We start from the raw sequence: 19,871 nt of genomic DNA on the forward strand, positions 1-19,871 counted from the left end.
TAATAGCTGAAATTATATAGGCAACATGTTACCGCATCATTCGGTGAAGCATAGATGGAAACTACAGCTTTTAAACCTGCCTTTTCGCGAGCGTTGCCATCAGGCGCATGTCTTTTCCAACCTGGCGCCAATCGAGATTTTGCAGTTCGATGCGATCAGATAAATGAATCAACTCACCGAGCGCGAGCATACCCCTTGCCTGATCACCCAACAGCATCGGTGCAAGATAAAGAATCATTTCATCTACCAGACCACATGCTGCGAGCGCACCATTCAACGTTGCACCCGCTTCAATCAGCAATTCGTTGATTTCCAGCTTGGCAAGGCTGGTCATGACGGCATATAAATCGACCTTACCAGCTTGCTCCGGCACCACCATGACATCTGCCCCCGCCTGTTGCAAGGATTGTATTTTCCGCTGATCGGTTGTCGTGGTGAAAACCCAGGTCTGCCCACCTTCCTCTGCCAGGATTTTTGCTTGCAAAGGTAGGCCGAGAGAGGTATCGAGCACCACTCGCACCGGTTGTCGGCTAGTTTCAACGTGCCGCACGTTCAGCTGCGCATCATCCGATAAAATCGTGCCGATCCCAGTCAGGATCGCGCAGGAACGCGCGCGCCATTGATGTGCATCCCGCCGGGCTGCCTCACCAGTGATCCATTTACTTTGTCCATTGCGCAACGCAGTTTTTCCGTCGAGACTGGCGGCAATCTTCATCCGCACCCAAGGACGGCCAAGCTGCATGCGGGTGATAAAACCAATATTCAATGCCTGTGCCTCGGCGGATAACAATCCAGTCTGTACCACTATTCCGGCTGCCCGTAGCTGCCTGATACCTTCGCCATTGACTTTGGAGTTGGGATCCAGCATAGCGATAATTACGCAGCTAACCCCAGCATCAATTAATGCCCGTGTACAGGGTGGCGTGCGCCCCTGATGGCTGCAAGGTTCCAAGGTCACATATACGGTCGCACCACTCGCAAGTGGGCCGGCTGCACGTAACGCATGAATTTCTGCATGTGGCTCTCCTGCACGCCTATGCCAGCCACTCCCCACCACCTGGCTATTCTTGACGACCACGCATCCTACGCGCGGATTGGGTGTGGTGGTATACAGCCCATACTCCGCCAGACGCAGTGCCTGTGCCATCCAGACATGATCAGCGGAACTAAATGACATACACACTCCGCCTCAACATTTTGCAGCTCTGAAATGGCGCAGCAAATATTTCTCTGTTTCGACAATCAGAAACAGTATCAAGCCGAACAGCAGAATTCTTGACCACGCTGCCAGATCAATGCTGGCTGTTGCAAATAACTGCTGCATGTAGCCATTGTAGGTAAGTAACAATTGCAGAACCAGCAATAGCACAATCGTCAGCAGTACATAAGGATTGCCAGTAAAATCTCGCCACTTGAGCACAGGTGCCAGCATATAACGGCAATTGAAGAGATAAAACATTTCACCGACGACAAGTGCGTTGACGGCTGTCGTACGACAAACTTCGAGGCTCGCCCCTGCAGCCTGCTGCCAATAATAAAGCCCCAGAGCGCCTACGGTAAGCAATATAGAAGCACATCCGATTTGCCACAGCATGAAGGTATCGAGAATGAAGCCTTTAGGGTCTCTTGGTGGGCGCTGCATAATCGCGGGTTCTGCCTGCTCGAAAGCCAAAGCCATCGATAAGGTTACCGCTGTCACCATATTGATCCACAATATCTGTACCGGCGTGATGGGTAGCACCATACCCAATAAAATGGCAATGCCCAGTATGGCTGCCTGCCCACCGCTGACAGCAAGCGTGTAGACGATGGTTTTGCGAATATTGTCGTAGACTCTGCGCCCTTCTTCCACCGCATAGGTGATAGACGCAAAATTATCATCGGTAATCACCATCTCTGCTGCCTCCTTGGCAACTTCGGTACCTTCCCTTCCCATGGCTACGCCGATATCCGCACGTCGCAGTGCAGGTGCATCGTTAACGCCATCGCCCGTCATGGCAACAATCTCACCATTAACCTGCATTGCTTCCACCAGGCGCAGCTTGTGTGCGGGACTCGCTCGTGCAAAGACATCGACAGTTTTGACTGCTTCTGTAAGCTGCTGATCATCGAGTGTGTCCAGTTCGCCACCTGTCAAGGCAGTCTGCCCATCACCGATACCCAGTTGCAGCCCAATGGCTTTGGCAGTCGCCACATGATCGCCCGTGATCATTTTTACCCGTATTCCCGCCGAACGGCATGCCGTTACTGCAGCAATCGATTCCTCACGTGGTGGATCAATAATACCAACCAGACCCAGCAGGACAAAACCGTCATTTGCATTTTCAAACACGAGCGCCGTCTGTGCCACCTCAACCTGTTTGACCGCCAATGCCAGTACCCGTTGCCCCTGTGCTGCAGTCTCATCCATAGTCACTTGCCAGAAATCTTCATCAAGCGGCTGTTCACCCGCAGCAGTCCGCTGACTCCCGCACCTGGTCAATACCGCTTCGAGCGCACCCTTCAAATAAATAAAACCATGCCCGGCGTGATCATGATGTAACGTTGCCATGAAACGGTGCTCGGACTCAAATAAAATGGTATCAATACGTGGATAGGCTTTCTGTTCAAAAATCGGATCAAGCCCCGCCTTCATCGCCAGCACCAGCAACGCGCCGTCTGTCGGGTCACCCTCAAGCGACCAGTTGTTGTGTTCCTCTTTCAGCCGTGCATCATTGCACAACAGCGCAACCCGGAATATATCAGCGAATTCTGGATGGTCTGTCACAAAAAATTCCTTATCCTGCAGCGTAAATCCACCGTGCAGCGCATAGCCTACGCCGCTGACAGCTAATTGATGCTCTGCAGAAACGATGCGTTGCACGGTCATCTCATTACGGGTTAACGTTCCGGTTTTGTCCGAACAGATAATGGTAACCGAGCCCAATGTTTCGACCGCCGGCAAGCGCCGGATGATGGCATGACGCTTTGCCATTGATCGCACTCCTAACGCCAGCGTAATAGTCATGATGGCGGGCAATCCCTCCGGAATCGCTGCAACGGCAATACTGACCGCAGCAGTAAAAATCTCGCCGGATGTATAGTCATGCAGCAGCAAACCGTATAGCAGCAGACTGACTGCCAGTACGATAATGACTACCGCCAGCCAGCGGCCAAACACTGCCATTTGCCGCAGTAAAGGAGTCTCCAGCACATCAACACGTCGCAACATGGCGTTGACATGCCCGATTTCGGTTGTGTCACCCGTTGCAACGACCACCCCCATCCCCTGGCCATAAGCTACGAGTGTACTGGAATATGCCATGCAGAAACGATCACCTAGCTCTGCGTTTTTTTCGACTGGCATTACATTTTTCTCCACCGCCTCAGATTCTCCAGTCAGTACCGCTTCCTCAATTCGCAGATTTTTGACGCTGACCAAACGAAGATCTGCCGGGACCTTATCACCGGATTGCAGCATAACCACATCACCCGGCACCAATTCCTCCGCAGCAATCTGTCTGCGACGGCCCTCCCGTAGTACGGTTGCTTCAAGCGACAACATCTTGCGGATGGCATCCAGTGCCTGTTCTGCTTTGCCTTCCTGAACGAAGCCAGTCAAGGCATTGATTACGACGACACCGATAATCACTGCTGTATCAATCCATTGTTGCAAGAAAGCCGTTACCAGCGCTGCAGCAAATAATACATAGATCAGAACATTATGAAACTGCAACAGAAAACGCATCCAGGCACTATGAGTTTTGGGGGAACGCAAGCGGTTGGTGCCATAGCGTCGCTGGCGTATCTCCACTTCCTGCTGTGTCAATCCCTGTGGAGTCGATTGCAGAAAAACCATCACCTTCTCGCTTGTCTGGTAATGCCAGGCAGTGACTTTCTGCCCGGCATCCAAGTCATTTTCCCCCATGAATCATGACTCCTTTTCAATTAATTCAGTATTCATGCTACGATTTTAGCCTGTTCACAATTTGTAGGAGCCCTAGATGAAGTTTTCGAAACAGATTACCGTGTTGTTCATCCTGTTTACATTATTGATTGCCAACTGGGCGGTTGCTAAAGGTCTGGTTCCCTATCCCGCCCAAGTCAACAACATCATGCGTTACCAACGGGTAGCACCCAATATAGCCACTTCTGGTGCGCTTGATAGCAGCGCCATTCAAGAGTTGGTCAAGCATGGTTTCCGTACGGTTATTGATGTGCGCGCCGAGCAGAAGAGCACGGATAGCGAAAGGCTGGCAATCAAAAAGACCGATATGGAATATTTCAATATTCCTGTTACGCGGGAGGGTATAGACGAATCACAACTGGCTGCTTTCAAGGAAGTCCTTGCGCAAGCAACCTCGCCGATTCTGCTGCATTGCAGCACCGGGAACCGCGCTGGGGCAATGTGGACGGTTTACCGGCTTAGTGAGGGAATACCGGCAGATCGTGCTTTCAAAGAAGGCCGTGCTGCTGGCATGAGTGAAGCCATGACAAAGATCATCAAAGAGAAATGGTGCCAGGATCGTGATGATTGTTAATCGTATAAATGGTTATAACTGAAGACTCAGTGAAAAATAATTGACCGGAATCACAAATACGCTTGGCAAACGGTTCTGCTGGGCTTATCTAAGCACGAACTTATTGGAACCTGAAGAACCGTCCAGGCAGAAAAAGCTTTCCTGGCAATGCTCCGATACGGGCTGGCGCAAACGCGGCACTTCACCACTGCCCAACCAGAAAACCAGATTTACAGGATTGGCGGTTTGTATCCAACAGTACAGGCAGCGCGCGAGCGATTCCTCGCCGCTGCTGCCGGTTTGTTCGGTATCGCGGAAAGTGTCGAAAGTAGAAACTACTGATACGCACCTGCCTCGCAGGTTTACATCCCACCCACAGAAAATGACCCCAAAAAAGAACTTCATGTAGATTTATTATGATGTGTCACAGACCTCGCAGCACAGACATCGTCGACAACGTCCATCTTTAGCCAGCGCCCCAAACACCTGCAAAGAAACTCGCCAGCAGTTAGATAAGTCAGAAATCAATCTGTAAACGTGTTTCAAGCATATTCAGATCGGCGTTATTGAAGCCAGCACTACGCTTATCTGCAACACCTGACGTGTTAATGTTCAATACATGGATAAAATTGGTCATCATGCGGATATTCGGGTAGGGATACCAGTTAAGAGCTATTTTGAAAGCACTCATCTTGCCGCCTCGGACGACACCATCATTTAGATCAATGAAATCATAGCCTGCCGCAATTTCCCAGGCACCCCAGCCACCATTCTTAAGATCCAGATTTCGATTAGGCACGATCCGATTCCAGGTGCCGGTTTTAGCACGGTAATTACGAGATTCACCGGTCAGAAAATAACTGGCGTACCCATATGCACCCCAAATTGACTCACCACCATAACCACTTCCAAAAATATCAGTCTGGATATATTCACTTTGCAGTGAGAATGGACCATATACCATAGTCATTTCTGCGCCATATCGATTATAGTTATTGATCTGGCGCGAGCCGGATTCGCCTTTTATACCGGTTGTCAGATTACCAGTATTCAGTATGTTGGTACGATCGACGTTGGTACCTGGAAATGCAGTAAATGACATACCGCCATTGTTGAATTGACCATCAGCTCTGAACTGGTTATTAACAGTAGTATGGCCTCCTGATCCGCCTATATGAAGAAACCTGGTGTTGCTTTCCCACCATGGTAAGAATGAGATTCTTCCGATCACCTCCCATCCCGTGTCTCCTGAACCATTGTTACGGCTATTATTGCCATTTGGATTAACTGAGGTTGCTGCAGTTGACCAACTGCCTATTGGTTCGGTTTGAAAAGCTATACCGGCTTGCCAGCGATCTTCGTTCCAGTTTGCTCCAATACCGGTTTTGTATGTATTGGGGTTGTCAACAAATGTATTGGCGATCATGTTTCGTTCGATAAAAGTCAGGAAACGGTTGCTGGTCGCTTCTTCCAAGCTGAAAGGTTCTTTAAACGAACCAATTTTCAATGAAAATGGATCATAATAGCTCCACCGCAGGAAAGCATCGGTGATGCCGGATGTAACAGACCCATTACCTCGACTGAAATCGAATTCAAATTTGTAATCCCAGACACGATAAATCTTACCAGCTACCCCTAGACGGGCGCGGCGAATATTGGCCCCACTATTCAATTCATTGGGCAAGGCAATGCCTGTTGCAGGCAGTACATCATTGGTGATGTTATATTGCGAATCAACTTGAAAGCGGCCATCGATAGCAGCAGTGAAATTTCCATCAGCAGATTCGAAATGTAATCCGGGGCCGTATTTCGGCTGAACTTTCTCAGTTTCTTCTTTTATACGATTTTCCAGTGATTCAATTTCTTTGGATTTTTGAGCAAGCTCTTCCTTAATGGTCGCTAACTCTGGCTGTCGAACAGTGCTCTGCTCTGATATTTGTGCTGGTGAATCTTCTGCTCTGACAAATGACCCCAAGCGTTGACGACCATGCCCGGGCTCGGAAAATATCTGATTTGTCTCGGGGTCAGTATAAAGATCCAGTGCCTGGGCAGATATCATTATCAAATTCAACACGAAGAAAAAAACAAAGGAGAGCGAAGCAGATTTTCTTTTCTCAGTTAAAAAAAAAACGTGTTAACAAAAATTTACCAAGATTCATGACATTTCCAGTTATTGAATTATTAATTGAGGAAGGAATCTTAATTTTCTTATGTTGCATTTTTATGACACTTCGTTTGCTAGACCAATGTCATTTCCAGAAGGCGAGCATGGCGGCCGACACCCCACGAATTACCGAGCGCGGTGTGTAGAGCGTGAAGAACACGGACACGGCAGGTCAGGTCAGGTCAGGAGGGTTATGACGCGGGTAAGAAGACTTCGGGCAAGCGCCAATCGCGGTGGACACGCAGGGGCTGCTGCACGCGGTGGCCCTAACCACAGCCAAGGTGACAGACCGGAAAGGAGTGCTACAGGCGCTGCGCCGCTGTAAACCTAAACTTGGGCAGGTGCAAACCCTGCTGTGCGACAGCGGCTATGTGGGCCAGCCCTTTGCACAGGGTGTGCGCGAATCCTGGTCGCGCATATGCAAATACAGATTGTCAAACGCAGCGAACTACACACCTTCAAGGTCATGCCTAAGCGATAGATCGTCGAGCATAGCTTCGTCTGGCTGGAAAAGAATAGAAAACTGCGAAAGAACCGTGAGCGAATGAACAACACCATTTGCAGTTCTTCCACTTGGCATTCCTGGCCTTTCTACTCAAAAGGTTTTTAACAGGTTCTTAAACTACCGGCGACCCGGCTTATATCGAGCACGCCCGCAAAGTCGCGGCGCGGGCGACAACCTTAAACACTGAAAGAGAGAAGAAAAATTGAGCCTGCGCGACCGTCTGGAACACCATCAAGTCATCATTTACTTCGCGGCCGTGGTGGTCGCGGTGGCTGTCGCGCTTCTGGTGCCGGGCACTGACGCGCTGGAAAGTGAGATTAACCCGGCGCTGGCCCTGATGCTTTTCGTCACTTTCTTACAGGTGCCGCTTGCCGATCTGGGCCGCGCCTTCATTCGCGTTCGCTTCCTGGGTGCGTTGATGGTGTCAAATTTCGTCGTCGTGCCGTTACTGGTCGCGCTCCTGGTGCAGTTCCTGCCGGCCGACCCAATGGTGCGGCTCGGCTTGCTCCTGGTACTGCTGATGCCCTGCATCGACTACGTAGTAACGTTCTCGCACATCGGCCGCGCCGATGCCCGGCTGCTGCTGGCTTCCACGCCAGTGCTGCTAGTCGCGCAAATGCTCCTGCTGCCGGTCTATCTCGGCGTGCTCCTGGGCGATGCCTCGACCGACCTGGTGCAGTTAGGGCCGTTCTTTCATGCTTTCGTGTGGCTGATCGCCGTTCCCCTGGTGTCGGCCGCCGTGGTGCGGGTATGGGCAGCACGAAGCAAGGCCGGGGCGCGCGTCGCGGCCGGCCTGGGCCTGCTGCCGGTGCCGGTAACCGCCCTGGTGCTGTTTATCGTCGTGGCAGCCGTAGTGCCGCAGCTAGGAGCCGCTATCGAGGCCGCCTTGCGCGTCCTGCCGCTCTATGTGGCCTTCGCCGTAGTCGCGCCCCTGATCGGTTGGACAGTCGCCCGCGTGGCTCGGCTGGAAGCGCCGGCCGGCCGCGCCGTGGCGTTCAGCTCGGCCACGCGCAATTCCCTGGTCGTGCTGCCGCTGGCCCTGGCGGTGCCGGGAGCCATCCCGGTGCTGCCGGCTATCATCGTGACGCAAACGATGATCGAATTGGTCGCCTCAGTGATCTACATGCGCCTGATGCCGAAGCTCGGTGCCGATTAGGCGAGCCACCCAAGCATGAGCGCATCGGACAGGCTCACGGAGTCGGTAACCGTGTATAGCAAGCCGACCGCGCCACCCCTGTTCTCATCCCGCGCAGCACGAAAGCAGCGGTACGTCCTTGCTGAGGTCGCTTCAGAAAACGGAAAAAATCGTACGCTAAGATTCAGAGAGCGGCCGTTACAACCGCTGCGAAAGCCTTGACGTACTTTAAATTCCGTTTTCTGAGACGACCCCTATTTTGGAATTCTATGTGTTGGTAAGATCATGTTGAAACAACAGAAGAGAAATTTATTGAGGCTGCCAAAGTAATCAAAGAGGAAGGCATTGATGCCTTTATTGGCTCTGGCAAAGATATGAAACATCAGACAAAGTAAGCGTTACAATTGTTCAACGTACTTTAATTTCCCTTTCGTCAAACATCCCCGCAATGGTTTCAATGTCGATCTGGTTGATCGGTTTAATCAGAAACTTCTCGTACAACTCTGGGTTATCGGCGTAAGACAGGGCTTGTAATTGATCGTTAAGGTCGGTAAATCGCGGCTCAAAACGCAAACCAAACCAGTGCAGAATTGCAAAGTTTGCCTTGTAAAGCTGTGCATATCGCCGGTAATCGCGGTCGGCACAATATCGGATGTGTTTCGATACCAGATATCGAAAACATGATGGGCTACGTATTCATGCGCACCGATTAGGTAGTCGTTAAGCGGTATGTGGTTGTACAACAGGGTATAGGCCACTACGCCTTATAAGGTTTTTAGTGACCAGTGATCGGATCAAAATCGTTGGCTTCAATAGCAGCGTACATAATGCTGCTGCATGAGTATGCGAATTTTTAATGACCACCGTGCTCGTGGTCATTATCTTGACTGTGACTGTGCCCGTGACTGTGACTGTGACTGTGACCTTGATCATGATCATGATCATGATCATGATCTTGCACAGACCTGATGAGACTTTGATATTGCTCAGGTGTCATGTGACTTAATTTTAGAACGAAAGCCACCATTCCCCAAATAGCTTGATCGTCATGACTGAGACCCCATGCTGGCATAGCAGTCATTTTTAATCCGTTTTTTATCACCCAGAAGTGCGCTCTGGCGCGTTCCAAGTGTTTGGCTGGATCATTGATAGGTGTGCGCTGGTGGAATATAGGCGCTTGAGGATACAGGCCGATTGAGAGTTCTGTCGGTTCGATACCAGGCGCTAAGTGGCATACCGTGCACATGGCGTCGTAGTGTTCGGCGCCTTGAGCAAGCATTTCCGCATCTTCCAGCGAAGGTACCGTTAAGTCCTTGGCACGCGATTCGATGGAGCTTTCGCGCACCCATTCGATTATTTTCTCGGTGATGCTCCAGTGTTTTTCTGTGGCTGCCATATTGTAAGCGCTTGGTCCAAAAGCGATGGTGGCCACTATGAGTGATGCCAATAAAAGACTAAGAATTATTTTCATTTCCAGGCCTTAAAAAAGTATTCGGTGCTTAGTTTCAACGCTGAGTGATTCCTGGTTCCATAGTACTTTTAATTTTAATGAGAATCAATTTGGGTATAGGGGGATTTACCACATAGCTGCCAAAAATGTCATCTTTATTTAGGCTATGTCTGCATTAAACGTTGGAACTACCTTTTTGTCGGGCTATGTCATCGTTAATTGTGGAATTTTAATATTATCTTAGTATCTAATGATTTACCTATGATTTTAATGGGAGATCATTATAAGAAATGCTGAATTTATGAAATTACTTACAGCCATGCGCGAATTAGATCATCATCAGCGGAAAGTGTTGAATACTGCATTGAATAGACAATCTGACGGACTTAGAGTGATTGAATTGATTGAAACTAGCTTTGATACTAAAAGCGCCTGTCCGCACTGTGCTAATGTAGAGCTATACTGTCACGGCTGGGTCAGCGGGTTACAACGTTATTATTGTAAGCACTGCCGCAAAACCTTCAATGCTCTCACAGGCACGCCGCTCGCTCATCTTCGCGATAAGTCAAAATGGCTGAACTACCTCGCCACAATGATGCAATCACTAACAGTGCGGCAATCCGCAGCCAATACCGACATACATCGGAACACCAGTTTCCGCTGGCGGCATCGTTTTTTGAGTTGGATTACTCAGGATCGTCCCGCTAAGCTTCACGGCATTACTGAAGCCGATGAAACGTATATACTCGAATCTAATAAAGGCAAGCGGGATCTTGGCCGTAAGGCACGTAAGCGTGGCGGTAGTGCCACACAACGAGGGATCTCTACAGAACAGGTCTGTGTGTTGGTAGCTCGTGATCGTTCGGGACAAACGTTGGACTTCGTCACCGGTAACGGACCGCTCACCAAGAAACTTCTTGTCGCCGCTCTAAAGCCGACGCTGGATACGGATGCTCTTCTGGTCAGTGATGCTAATCCGACCTACAAGACCTTTTGCATGGCAGAAGGCATCAGTCACGAAGTCGTCAATCTTAGCGAAGGTCAGCGGGTTCGTGGCGCTCATCATGTACAGAATGTTAATGCTTATCATAGCCGGCTTAAACGGTGGCTGGAGCGCTTTAACGGCGTGGCGACCAAATACTTGTCAAACTATCTGGGTTGGCAACGAGCTTTTGAACAGCACAGTCAAATCACACCAGAAACCTTGCTCAATTCTGCCTTGAGTGATTTCCAACAATTAACGGTGACATAGCCTTTCCTAACGATGACGCCGTGATCAAATTGTTCTATTTGGCGCTCAGCAATATAGTCAAAAGATGGTCTAGGCCAATAAGAGATTGGAAACCTGCACTAAACAGGTTTACTATTCAGTTTAACGAAAGAATGCCCAGGCAATATTAACCACCATTTACACAAAATCTAGGACGCCCTCCGTGATTTTAATCTCCATCTGCACAGATGGAGATTAAAATGAATACTGCCACTTCAGTTATTTTTCTTCACTAAAACTCGACGGTATTTTACAGCCTAGCGAATGCAGCAAACCTCTCCTTTATCTATCAGTATCATTCCTTCACCGTGGGCTGAATCACTTTCACCGCAGCTACATGACGAAGAAAGGGTGCTAGCGTGGATCGCCATTGATCTCGATACCCGGCTGTATTTTGCAACCGGCATTGTGGTGGTAACTTCCTGGCGACTTCTGGCGAAAATGGCTGGCGATGAGGGATGGCAAGCTTGGTATTTTCTGCATGATATGGCGCTAACGCAGCGTGATCATGCCGGTGTGGGATACTTGGAATTATTTGATGGCCACTCGCGTTTGGCGTATTGGCGTTATCGGCTGGGTAACGATCAGGCCGTCAGCCACTTAATCGAGAGTTTTACGCAGCAGCACGATCATCATGTAAACGGTAAAACATTCCCGCATGACGACGGACAAGCTTATTGCCCCCGCTGTAGAATTACGCTGGCAAGCGATCAAGAAGAATGTCCGGTTTGTGACAAGCAAACGCTTGCCCCCCCTTCAACCTGGACGTTACTTCGTTTATGGCGTTTTGCGAAACCTTACAAGGGACGCTTGTTGATAGGTTTCTTATTGACACTCTGCAGTACCGCAGCTACGCTGGTACCACCCTACTTGACCATGCCCCTGATGGATAATGTGCTGATCCCGTATCAAAATGGTCAACCGATCGATGTTGAGTTAGTAAAACTATATCTTTCCGGTTTGCTGGGTGCGGCACTGCTTGCCTGGGTATTGGGGTGGGCGCGAACATATATGCTGGCTCTTGTATCCGAGCGTATCGGCGCGGATTTGCGCACCACCACCTATGAACATTTGTTGAGTTTGTCGCAAGAATATTTTGGTGGCAAACGCACCGGTGACTTGATGGCACGTATAGGCGCTGAAACTGATCGCATCAATCTCTTCATTTCGCTTCATCTACTTGATTTTGCTACTGACGTCATCATGATCTGTATGACAGCTGTGATTCTGATGTCTATCAATCCATCACTGGCATTGGTTACCTTGGTTCCATTACCCATCATTGCATGGCTGATTCATCTGGTTAGGGATCGTCTGCGAATCGGGTTCGAAAAAGTGGATCGTATATGGGCCGAAGTGAACAATGTATTGGCGGACACCATTCCGGGCATCCGAGTAGTAAAAGCTTTTGCTCAGGAAAAAAGAGAGTCCGTTCGTTTTCATGCCGCCAATCAGCGGAATTTGCAAATCAATGATAGGGTTAACAGAGTCTGGTCACTATTCACCCCGACCGTGACATTACTGACGGAAGTGGGATTGCTGGTGGTATGGGTGTTTGGTATCTGGCAAATATCGAAGGATCAAATTACGGTTGGCGTACTGACGGCTTTTCTCGCTTATATTGGCCGTTTCTACATCCGACTTGATTCAATGAGCCGCATTGTGTCCGTGACACAGAAAGCTGCCGCCGGGACCAAACGCATCTTTGATATTCTAGATCATGTGTCCAGTGTTCCAGAATCACCCAACCCAGTTCATTTGCCCACCGTGCAAGGCGGGATTGAGTTGCGGGGTGTGGGTTTTCGTTATGGAACCAGAAGTATCACACGCAATATCAATCTGGTGATTCAACCAGGCGAAATGATCGGTTTGGTTGGACACAGCGGTTCAGGAAAAAGCACATTGGTAAATTTGATTTGCCGTTTCTATGATGTCACTGAAGGCGCAATTTTTGTTGATGGCCACGATATCCGCTCGCTACCGGTTGCTGAGTATCGCAAACACATTGGTTTGGTATTGCAAGAGCCTTTTTTGTTTTATGGCACTATTGCCGAAAATATTGCCTATGGCAAACCTGATGCAACACAATCCGACATTGTGACTGCTGCCCGAGCTGCACACGCGCATGAATTTATCTTGCGTCTGCCACATGGCTACGATTCGCTCGTTGGCGAACGGGGGCAAGCGCTATCCGGCGGTGAACGCCAGCGTATTTCCATTGCCCGTGCGCTGCTGATCAACCCGCGGATCTTGATATTGGATGAAGCAACCTCCTCGGTCGATACCACGACTGAAAAGGACATCCAAAAAGCACTGGATAATTTAGTGCGGGGACGCACCACAATTGCAATTGCCCATCGGCTATCAACTTTACGGGAAGCCAATCGATTGATTGTGCTTGATCGCGGCAGAATTGTTGAAATCGGCAATCATACTGAATTAATGTCGCGGGAAGGCTATTATTACCGGTTGTATCAGGCCCAGGCACGAAATGTCGATACTGAAGAGCGAGGATTAATTCCCGCGGTCGAACCGCACAGTGTTGCAGTGGATCATAAATGAACCAAGCACCTATCTTTCAATTAAAGCGCAACGCTTTCGGACGACTAATATTCAATGATCAATCGGGGATCTCGCAAGAAGGCGTCGTTCCCGTGAGGTCTTTTCCCATTACCCATCCTGATCAGGGTATTGCCTTGGTTGATTCGCATGGGCACGAATTGGTTTGGATAGAACGCTTGACGGACTTGCCCGATGATTATCGGCAACTTATCGAAGCTGAACTGGCCAGCCGCGAATTCATGCCTGAAATAAAACGCCTGTGTAAAGTATCAAACTTCATCACACCGAGCACCTGGCACGTTGAAACCGATCGTGGCGAGACTTCCTTCATTCTTAAGGGGGAGGAAGACATTCGCCGATTGGCGAATTCCTCCTTGATGATCACCGATAGTCATGGTATCCATTTTTTGGTCCGCGATCGCCTATCTCTTGATCGCCAGAGCCGTAAATTATTGGATCATTTTCTCTAAAAGAACTCCGACGGCTGCGGAATCGACCATGCTGCATAGAACACAGACTTGCCGCGCCTGTCCGTTGCTCGCAATTTTTCAGCATTGCCATAATCGATTTGAGAATTATTTTTTTTGCTTGTAAACCAATTAGCTTACTCGGCGTTAATGATTTCGTGTTATTACTGTTATTACTCAACTTAGATGTATGCCTAATTTAAACAATTACCCAGCAAAAGATATAAAATTTATTGAAATTAGGCATCTGAATGGTCCTAATCTATGGACTTATTATCCTGCCTTGGAAGCGACGGTTGATATTGGTGATTTGGAAGATTTTCCATCCGACAGGATTCCGGGGTTTTATGAACGTTTATCAGAATGGCTTCCTTCGCTAATTGAACATCGCTGCAGTTATGGAGAACGTGGCGGTTTTCTGCGTCGAGTAAAGGAAGGTACCTGGCCATGCCATATTCTTGAGCATGTGTCGTTGGAATTGCAGAATTTAGCAGGTATGCGCGGTGGTTTTGGCAGAGCACGCGAAACCTCGGTGCGAGGTGTATACAAAGTCGCCTTAAGCGCATGGCATGAGGAGATTACGCGCGCTGCGTTGTATTCGGCGCGAGAGCTGATATTGGCCGCGATGAACTTTGAGCAGCTCCAGCATCCTGCTTATGATGTGGCTGGTACCATTAAAAATCTTCGGGATCTGGTGGATTTGCTCTGGCTTGGTCCATCGACAGCTTGCATCGTGGATGCTGCCGCCGCGCGTAATATCCCTGCTAAACGGCTCCTCACCAAAGGAAACTTAGTTCAACTAGGCTATGGTGCATGTTGCCGACACATCTGGACGGCAGAAACGGATCGAACCCCTGCCATCGCCGAAAGTATTTCGCGCGATAAAGATTTGACTAAAGCATTGCTGCGGTCGTGTGGCGTGCCTGTACCTGAAGGGTGCATGGTTGAAAGTGCTCAAGCAGCCTGGGAAGCGGCTAACAATATTGGCTTACCCGTCGTGGTCAAACCCCGTGATGGCAATCATGGACGCGGCGTATTCATTGAATTGAGCCATCAGAGTGAAGTTGAGTCAGCTTATGATGTCGCGTTGAAAGAAGGCACTGGCGTGCTGATTGAGCAGTATATTGCTGGTACAGAACATCGCCTGTTGGTTGTAGGTGGACAACTCGTAGCTGCTACCCGCGGTGATTCAGTATCAGTTACCGGAAACGGTACGTCAACTATCCTCGAATTAATTGAATCTCAGATTAATTCCGATCCTCGTCGTGGAACAACGGAAGATCATCCGTTGAATTTGATCCGCATCGATAGCGCAGCACGCATAGAAATTGCTCGCCAGGGTTATCTCAGTGATTCCATTGTTCCTGCTGGTGTCAGCGTCGTGATTCAACGCAGTGGAAATCATGCTTTTGACGTAACCGATCAGGTTCATCCGAGTACTGCGGCCATTGCCTCTTTGGCGGCTCGTGTAGTAGGTTTGGACATTGCTGGTATCGATCTGGTAACAAGCGATATTTCCCGTCCGTTGAACGAACAAGGCGGTGCCATCGTTGAAGTCAACGCAGGCCCAAGCTTATTGATGCATATCAAACCTGCTGTTGGGACTCCCAGGTCAGTGGGCAAAGCAATCGTCAATCATTTATTTCCGAATCGAGAAAATGGCCGTATTCCCATCGTCGGCATTACTGGCAGCTACGGTAAAACCTCTGTTGCTTATCTTGTTGCACGGCTGTTAATTCTTGCCGGCAAACAAATTGGCTTGGCCTGCAGTGACGGGCTTTACCTGAATTACCGGAAAATCGACAGGAATGACAGCGCTAACTGGTCTGCTGCAAATCGCACTTTGATGAATCCGACGGTTGAAGCAGCAGTATTCGAAAACGGTTTCGACACACTCCTGAATGAGGGCTTGGCCTATGATAGCTGTCAGGTGGGGGTGATCACCAATGTTGATCCAGCGCATCATTTTGGCCGGCACAGTGTTGAAACGCTGAAGCAGGTTTTCAATGTATTGCGCACCCAGGTCGATGTCGTAACGCCTACTGCAGCAGCCATTGATGATATCGAAGAGGATATCCAGCTACCCATCGGCGCTGCAGTTCTGAATGTGAAAGATGAAATGTTGGTTGAAATGTCGGGGTTGTGCCACGGCGAAGTGATTTTCTTCAGCATTGATCCCGATTTGCCAGTGATTGCTCAACATCGTACGAATGGAACTGGCCCCACTCAGGGCAAACGAGCTGTGATACTTCGTGAGAGTGTCGTTATGCTGGCGACAGGCTCCTGTGAATTACCGTTGATAAACCTGACTGAGATATTTTCGGATGATAATCAGCATGGTTCGGAAGAGATAGAAAATATCCTCGCCGCAATTAGTGCAGCCTGGGCACTCGGAATTGAGCCGGAACTAATACGAAGTGGCATCCAATCATCTGGGTTCACTCAAGAAAAATATAACCCTGGAAATCAGGATTTCCCAATCGGCCTACAAACTCAAGGAATCAAACTATGAAAGTATTACGTACTCGAGCATTACGTGGACCCAATATATGGAGCCAACGCACTTCGATTGAAGCCACTGTTCTTTGCAGCGAATTTGAAACGAATGTTTATACGATATCCGGTTTTGAGGCGGGATTGTGCAAGCGTTTCCCACAGATTTCTCTACATCAACTCAATGACCCGCATGAAGCCATCACCATTGCGCATGTGCTCGAATCCGTAACGCTCGAACTTCAGTTACAGGCTGGCTGTCCAATAAACTTTAGTCGGACAATTCATACGCCAGAAGCAAATACTTACCGGGTCATTGTCGAATATAGCGAAGAAAAAGTTGGCAAGCTTGCGTTTGAATTGGCTCAATCGCTGTTCACGACGATCGTTGAAAATACTACGTTTGATTTGGATGACGCGGTGCGTCGACTACGTGAGTTGAATGAAGATATTCGACTTGGGCCGAGCACATATTCAATTGTGCAGGCTGCTGTTGCGCGTGACATTCCATTCCGCCGTCTTACTGAAGGCAGTCTGGTGCAATTTGGCTGGGGCAGCAAACAACGTCGTATTCAAGCATCTGAAAGCGATATGACCAGCGCCGTTGCCGAAGCCATCGTGCAGGACAAGGAACTCACCAAAACATTACTGCACGCTGCAGGAATTCCCGTGCCCCAGGGCCGTCATGTAAACAACGCGGACGATGCGTGGACTGCAGCCTGCGAAATTGGCGCACCAGTCGTCGTGAAACCCCTCGATAGTAATCAAGGCAAAGGCGTAACAATGAACCTTATCGATGCCGAGCAGGTGAAGGCGGCTTATCAAATAGCAGCCGAGTTTAGCGAACATGTGCTGGTTGAACGATATCTTCCCGGTTATGATTTTCGTATGCTGGTGGTCGGCAACAAGCTGGTGGCCGCAGCGCGACGCGATCCGCCGCAAGTGATCGGCGACGGCGTACAGAGTATTCGCCAACTGGTCGATCAGATCAATCGCGATCCGATGCGAGGCGAAGGTCATGTCATGTCATTGACTAAAATTCCTCTGGACGAAATTTCGCTGACCTATTTAGGATCGCAGGGGCTTACTGCTGAGTCGATTCCTAAAAAAGGCGCTAGAGTAGTATTGCGCAGCAACGCCAATTTATCGACTGGTGGAACGGCAACCGATGTTACCGATGACGTTCATCCTGAATTGGCGGAGCGCGTGGTTGCAGTAGCCAAAGTCGTTGGTCTGGATATCTGCGGCATCGATATCGTGTGCGATAACGTGGCGCTTCCCATGGAAGCACAGGATGGTGGCATCATTGAGATCAACGCCGCGCCTGGCCTGCGCATGCACCTCCAACCGTCATTTGGGAAAGGACGTGCAGTAGGCGAAGCCATTATCGATAATATGTTTGTTCGGGGTGATAATGCGCGTATTCCGGTCGTCACAGTCACCGGCACGAACGGCAAGACCACCACAGCTCGCCTGATTGGTAATGTATTCGAGAAAGCCAAGAAACGGGTGGGGCTGGCATGCACCGATGGTATGTATATAAATAATCAATGCATTGATACCGATGATTGTAGCGGTCCAAAGAGCGCACGAAATATTCTGTTTCACCCGGATGTCGACGCAGCTGTGCTGGAAACCGCTCGTGGTGGGATGCTGCGTGAAGGCTTAGGGTTCGATCGCTGCGACGTGGCCGTAGTGACCAATATCGGCATGGGCGACCACCTCGGTATGGGGTATATCAATACCGCTGAAGAACTCGCTATCGTCAAGCGCGTCATCGTACAGAACGTGACACCCAAAACCGGTTACGCAGTGCTGAATGCGGCCGACCCATTGGTCGCTAGCATGGCTGACCATTGCCCTGGCTCAGTTATTTTCTTCGCACAAGATGCGCATCATCCGATACTGATCAAATATCGCGCACAGCACAAGCGCGTCATCTATGTCGAGAACTGCTGCATCGTCGCCGCCGGTGAACATGGCGAATACCGTATTCCCTTGAGCGAAATCCCACTGACCCAGAATGGCAGCATTTATTTCCAAATCGAAAATGCCATGGCCGCCATTGGTGCAGGCTGGGCAGTCGGTTTGGATTGGTTAGTGATTCGTGCCGGCGTGTCGAGCTTCGTTAGCGATGCTCAAGCCGCACCCGGCCGTTTCAATCTGTTCAATTACCGAAATGCCACATTGATTGCCGATTATGGTCATAATCCCGATGCCATACAAGCGCTGGTCAGTGCGATCAATAATATTCCATCCAAGAAACGCTCGGTTGTCATCAGTGCCGCTGGCGATCGCCGCGATGAAGATATTCGTCAGCAAACCAGAATTCTCGGTGATGCCTTCGATGAAATCGTGTTATACCAAGACAAATGCCAGCGCGGACGCGCAGATGGCGAAGTGCTGGCATTGTTGCGGGAAGGTTTAGGAAGCGCTAAGCGCACTCAGAAAGTCAGTGAGGTCGTTGGCGAAGATATCGCGATCGAGGTGGCATTGTCCAATTTGGAAGACGGCGAATTATGCTTAATCCTGGTTGATCAGGTGGAACAATCGCTCGGGCAAATCAATAACCGCATTGCTCTAGGCTGATCGCACCGACTTATTCCAATTCTCGGCAAATATATGCATGCAGTGTATAACTTTCTGTATTTAAAATATTATTATTGTTTCTGCCCGTAATTGGAATTGGATATTAGGATTTTCAGTCACCGTAAATGTATGATTGCTCCTCGATTTTTCACGGAGCGTTTTTTGCAGACTTTGCAACACCGTGCTCTCTAAACGTTGGATTTAGCAAGCTTGTCGACAGCCGGTTTTTCGTTGCAATCCGTGACGCTTTTAATCAACTCCTGCAACCGGCTGAGCGTATCTTCCCGGCTCTTGATCGGCTGCTTCTAACTGCGCCTTAATAATATTACACTCTCACTGCTGATACGGCAGTCCTGGCAGTCCTTTAACTACAAGAGTTTTTCCTTGTACTACTCGATGATATTTCTGCTCCCACCCGCTCCCTGAGAACGAGCGGCTTAAATACCGGTTTTTCTCAACGGAACTGTAAGTTGGCTGGATATGATCAAGTGAGCCAAAGTTTCTATCATGTTTAACTATTGCAGTACTTTATACCCGCTATCAGAGGAAATAATGTATCACTTGAAATTGGCCCAGCATTTAGAGATGAAGAATCAAATAACCGACTCTCAGAACTTGTTCAAAGTCTTTTGAGTAGAAGGGCCAGGAAAGCCAAGTGGATGAACTGCAAACTGGTGTTAATCATTCGCTCGCAGTTCTTCCACAGTCTTCTATTCTTTTCCAGCCAGGCGAAACTA

General features: G+C 49.3%; 12 protein-coding genes and 4 pseudogenes. 10 read left to right on the plus strand and 6 right to left on the minus strand.

The features are described 5' to 3' along the window. Window positions 1–70 precede the first annotated feature (70 nt). Together ribD and NSMM_RS10560 are read right to left on the minus strand one after the other, a co-directional pair. Window positions 71–1,177 carry a bifunctional diaminohydroxyphosphoribosylaminopyrimidine deaminase/5-amino-6-(5-phosphoribosylamino)uracil reductase RibD gene (gene ribD / locus NSMM_RS10555; RefSeq protein ID WP_090287269.1) on the minus strand — a complete coding sequence of 369 codons (1,107 nt, stop codon included), beginning with the start codon at window positions 1,175–1,177 and terminating at the stop codon, window positions 71–73. 12 nt (window positions 1,178–1,189) lie between these two features. Continuing rightward, complete coding sequence (locus NSMM_RS10560; protein WP_090287271.1) at window positions 1,190–3,907, minus strand: cation-transporting P-type ATPase; 2,718 nt, start codon at window positions 3,905–3,907, stop codon at window positions 1,190–1,192. A 76-nt stretch (window positions 3,908–3,983) separates the two neighbouring features. Here NSMM_RS10560 and NSMM_RS10565 point away from each other — a divergent pair, with 76 nt between their 5' ends. Continuing rightward, window positions 3,984–4,520, plus strand: coding sequence for a protein tyrosine phosphatase family protein (locus tag NSMM_RS10565; RefSeq protein ID WP_090287273.1), 537 nt, complete (start codon window positions 3,984–3,986; stop codon window positions 4,518–4,520). 147 nt (window positions 4,521–4,667) lie between these two features. Then, window positions 4,668–4,841 carry a hypothetical protein gene (locus NSMM_RS15750; RefSeq protein WP_176753946.1) on the plus strand — a complete coding sequence of 58 codons (174 nt, stop codon included), beginning with the start codon at window positions 4,668–4,670 and terminating at the stop codon, window positions 4,839–4,841. 175 nt (window positions 4,842–5,016) lie between these two features. Here the strand turns inward: NSMM_RS15750 and NSMM_RS10575 are convergent, their stop codons facing one another. Further along, window positions 5,017–6,558: an OprO/OprP family phosphate-selective porin gene (locus NSMM_RS10575; RefSeq protein WP_090287277.1), complete on the minus strand. Its 1,542-nt coding sequence runs from the start codon at window positions 6,556–6,558 to the stop codon at window positions 5,017–5,019. 251 nt (window positions 6,559–6,809) lie between these two features. On the opposite strand from NSMM_RS10575, the pseudogene NSMM_RS10580 reads away from it, so the two are divergent. Together NSMM_RS10580 and NSMM_RS10585 are read left to right on the plus strand one after the other, a co-directional pair. Then, a pseudogene (locus NSMM_RS10580) lies at window positions 6,810–7,284 on the plus strand (transposase); the annotation flags it as partial. A gap of 86 nt (window positions 7,285–7,370) precedes the next feature. Further along, complete coding sequence (locus NSMM_RS10585) at window positions 7,371–8,324, plus strand: arsenic resistance protein (RefSeq protein WP_090287279.1); 954 nt, start codon at window positions 7,371–7,373, stop codon at window positions 8,322–8,324. Window positions 8,325–8,750: 426 nt separating this feature from the next. Here NSMM_RS10585 and NSMM_RS10590 read toward each other — a convergent pair. Then, window positions 8,751–9,067, minus strand: a pseudogene (locus NSMM_RS10590) (Tn3 family transposase); the annotation flags it as partial. Window positions 9,068–9,156: 89 nt separating this feature from the next. Next, on the minus strand, window positions 9,157–9,774 hold the full coding sequence (locus tag NSMM_RS10595; RefSeq protein ID WP_090287281.1) for a c-type cytochrome: 618 nt from the start codon (window positions 9,772–9,774) through the stop codon (window positions 9,157–9,159). Window positions 9,775–10,054: 280 nt separating this feature from the next. Between NSMM_RS10595 and NSMM_RS10600 the strand changes: the two genes are divergently transcribed. The 6 genes and pseudogenes from NSMM_RS10600 to cphA all read left to right on the plus strand — a co-directional run bounded on the left by NSMM_RS10600 (window position 10,055) and on the right by cphA (window position 19,134). Beyond that, a complete protein-coding gene (locus tag NSMM_RS10600; RefSeq protein ID WP_090287283.1) occupies window positions 10,055–11,005 on the plus strand; it encodes an IS1595 family transposase in 951 nt (316 codons plus the stop codon). Further along, window positions 11,005–11,154, plus strand: a pseudogene (locus NSMM_RS16535) (IS256 family transposase); the annotation flags it as partial. The gene NSMM_RS10600 and the pseudogene NSMM_RS16535, both read left to right, overlap by 1 nt. Window positions 11,155–11,287: 133 nt before the next feature. Then, a complete protein-coding gene (locus tag NSMM_RS10605) occupies window positions 11,288–13,585 on the plus strand; it encodes a cyanophycin metabolism-associated ABC transporter (RefSeq protein WP_090287285.1) in 2,298 nt (765 codons plus the stop codon). After that, on the plus strand, window positions 13,582–14,055 hold the full coding sequence (locus tag NSMM_RS10610) for a cyanophycin metabolism-associated DUF1854 family protein (protein WP_090287287.1): 474 nt from the start codon (window positions 13,582–13,584) through the stop codon (window positions 14,053–14,055). The genes NSMM_RS10605 and NSMM_RS10610 overlap by 4 nt, the downstream gene beginning before the upstream one ends. Window positions 14,056–14,242: 187 nt before the next feature. Next, window positions 14,243–16,564, plus strand: a complete 2,322-nt coding sequence (locus tag NSMM_RS10615; protein WP_090287289.1) for a cyanophycin synthetase — start codon at window positions 14,243–14,245, stop codon at window positions 16,562–16,564. After that, a complete protein-coding gene (cphA, locus tag NSMM_RS10620; RefSeq protein WP_090287292.1) occupies window positions 16,561–19,134 on the plus strand; it encodes a cyanophycin synthetase in 2,574 nt (857 codons plus the stop codon). Before NSMM_RS10615 ends, cphA begins: the two co-directional genes overlap by 4 nt. A 619-nt stretch (window positions 19,135–19,753) precedes the next feature. On the opposite strand, the pseudogene NSMM_RS15250 reads toward cphA, so the two are convergent. Beyond that, a pseudogene (locus NSMM_RS15250) lies at window positions 19,754–19,871 on the minus strand (IS5/IS1182 family transposase); the annotation flags it as partial.

The organism is Nitrosomonas mobilis (assembly GCF_900103035.1).
In the GTDB taxonomy this organism is placed as follows: Bacteria; Pseudomonadota; Gammaproteobacteria; order Burkholderiales; family Nitrosomonadaceae; genus Nitrosomonas; species Nitrosomonas mobilis.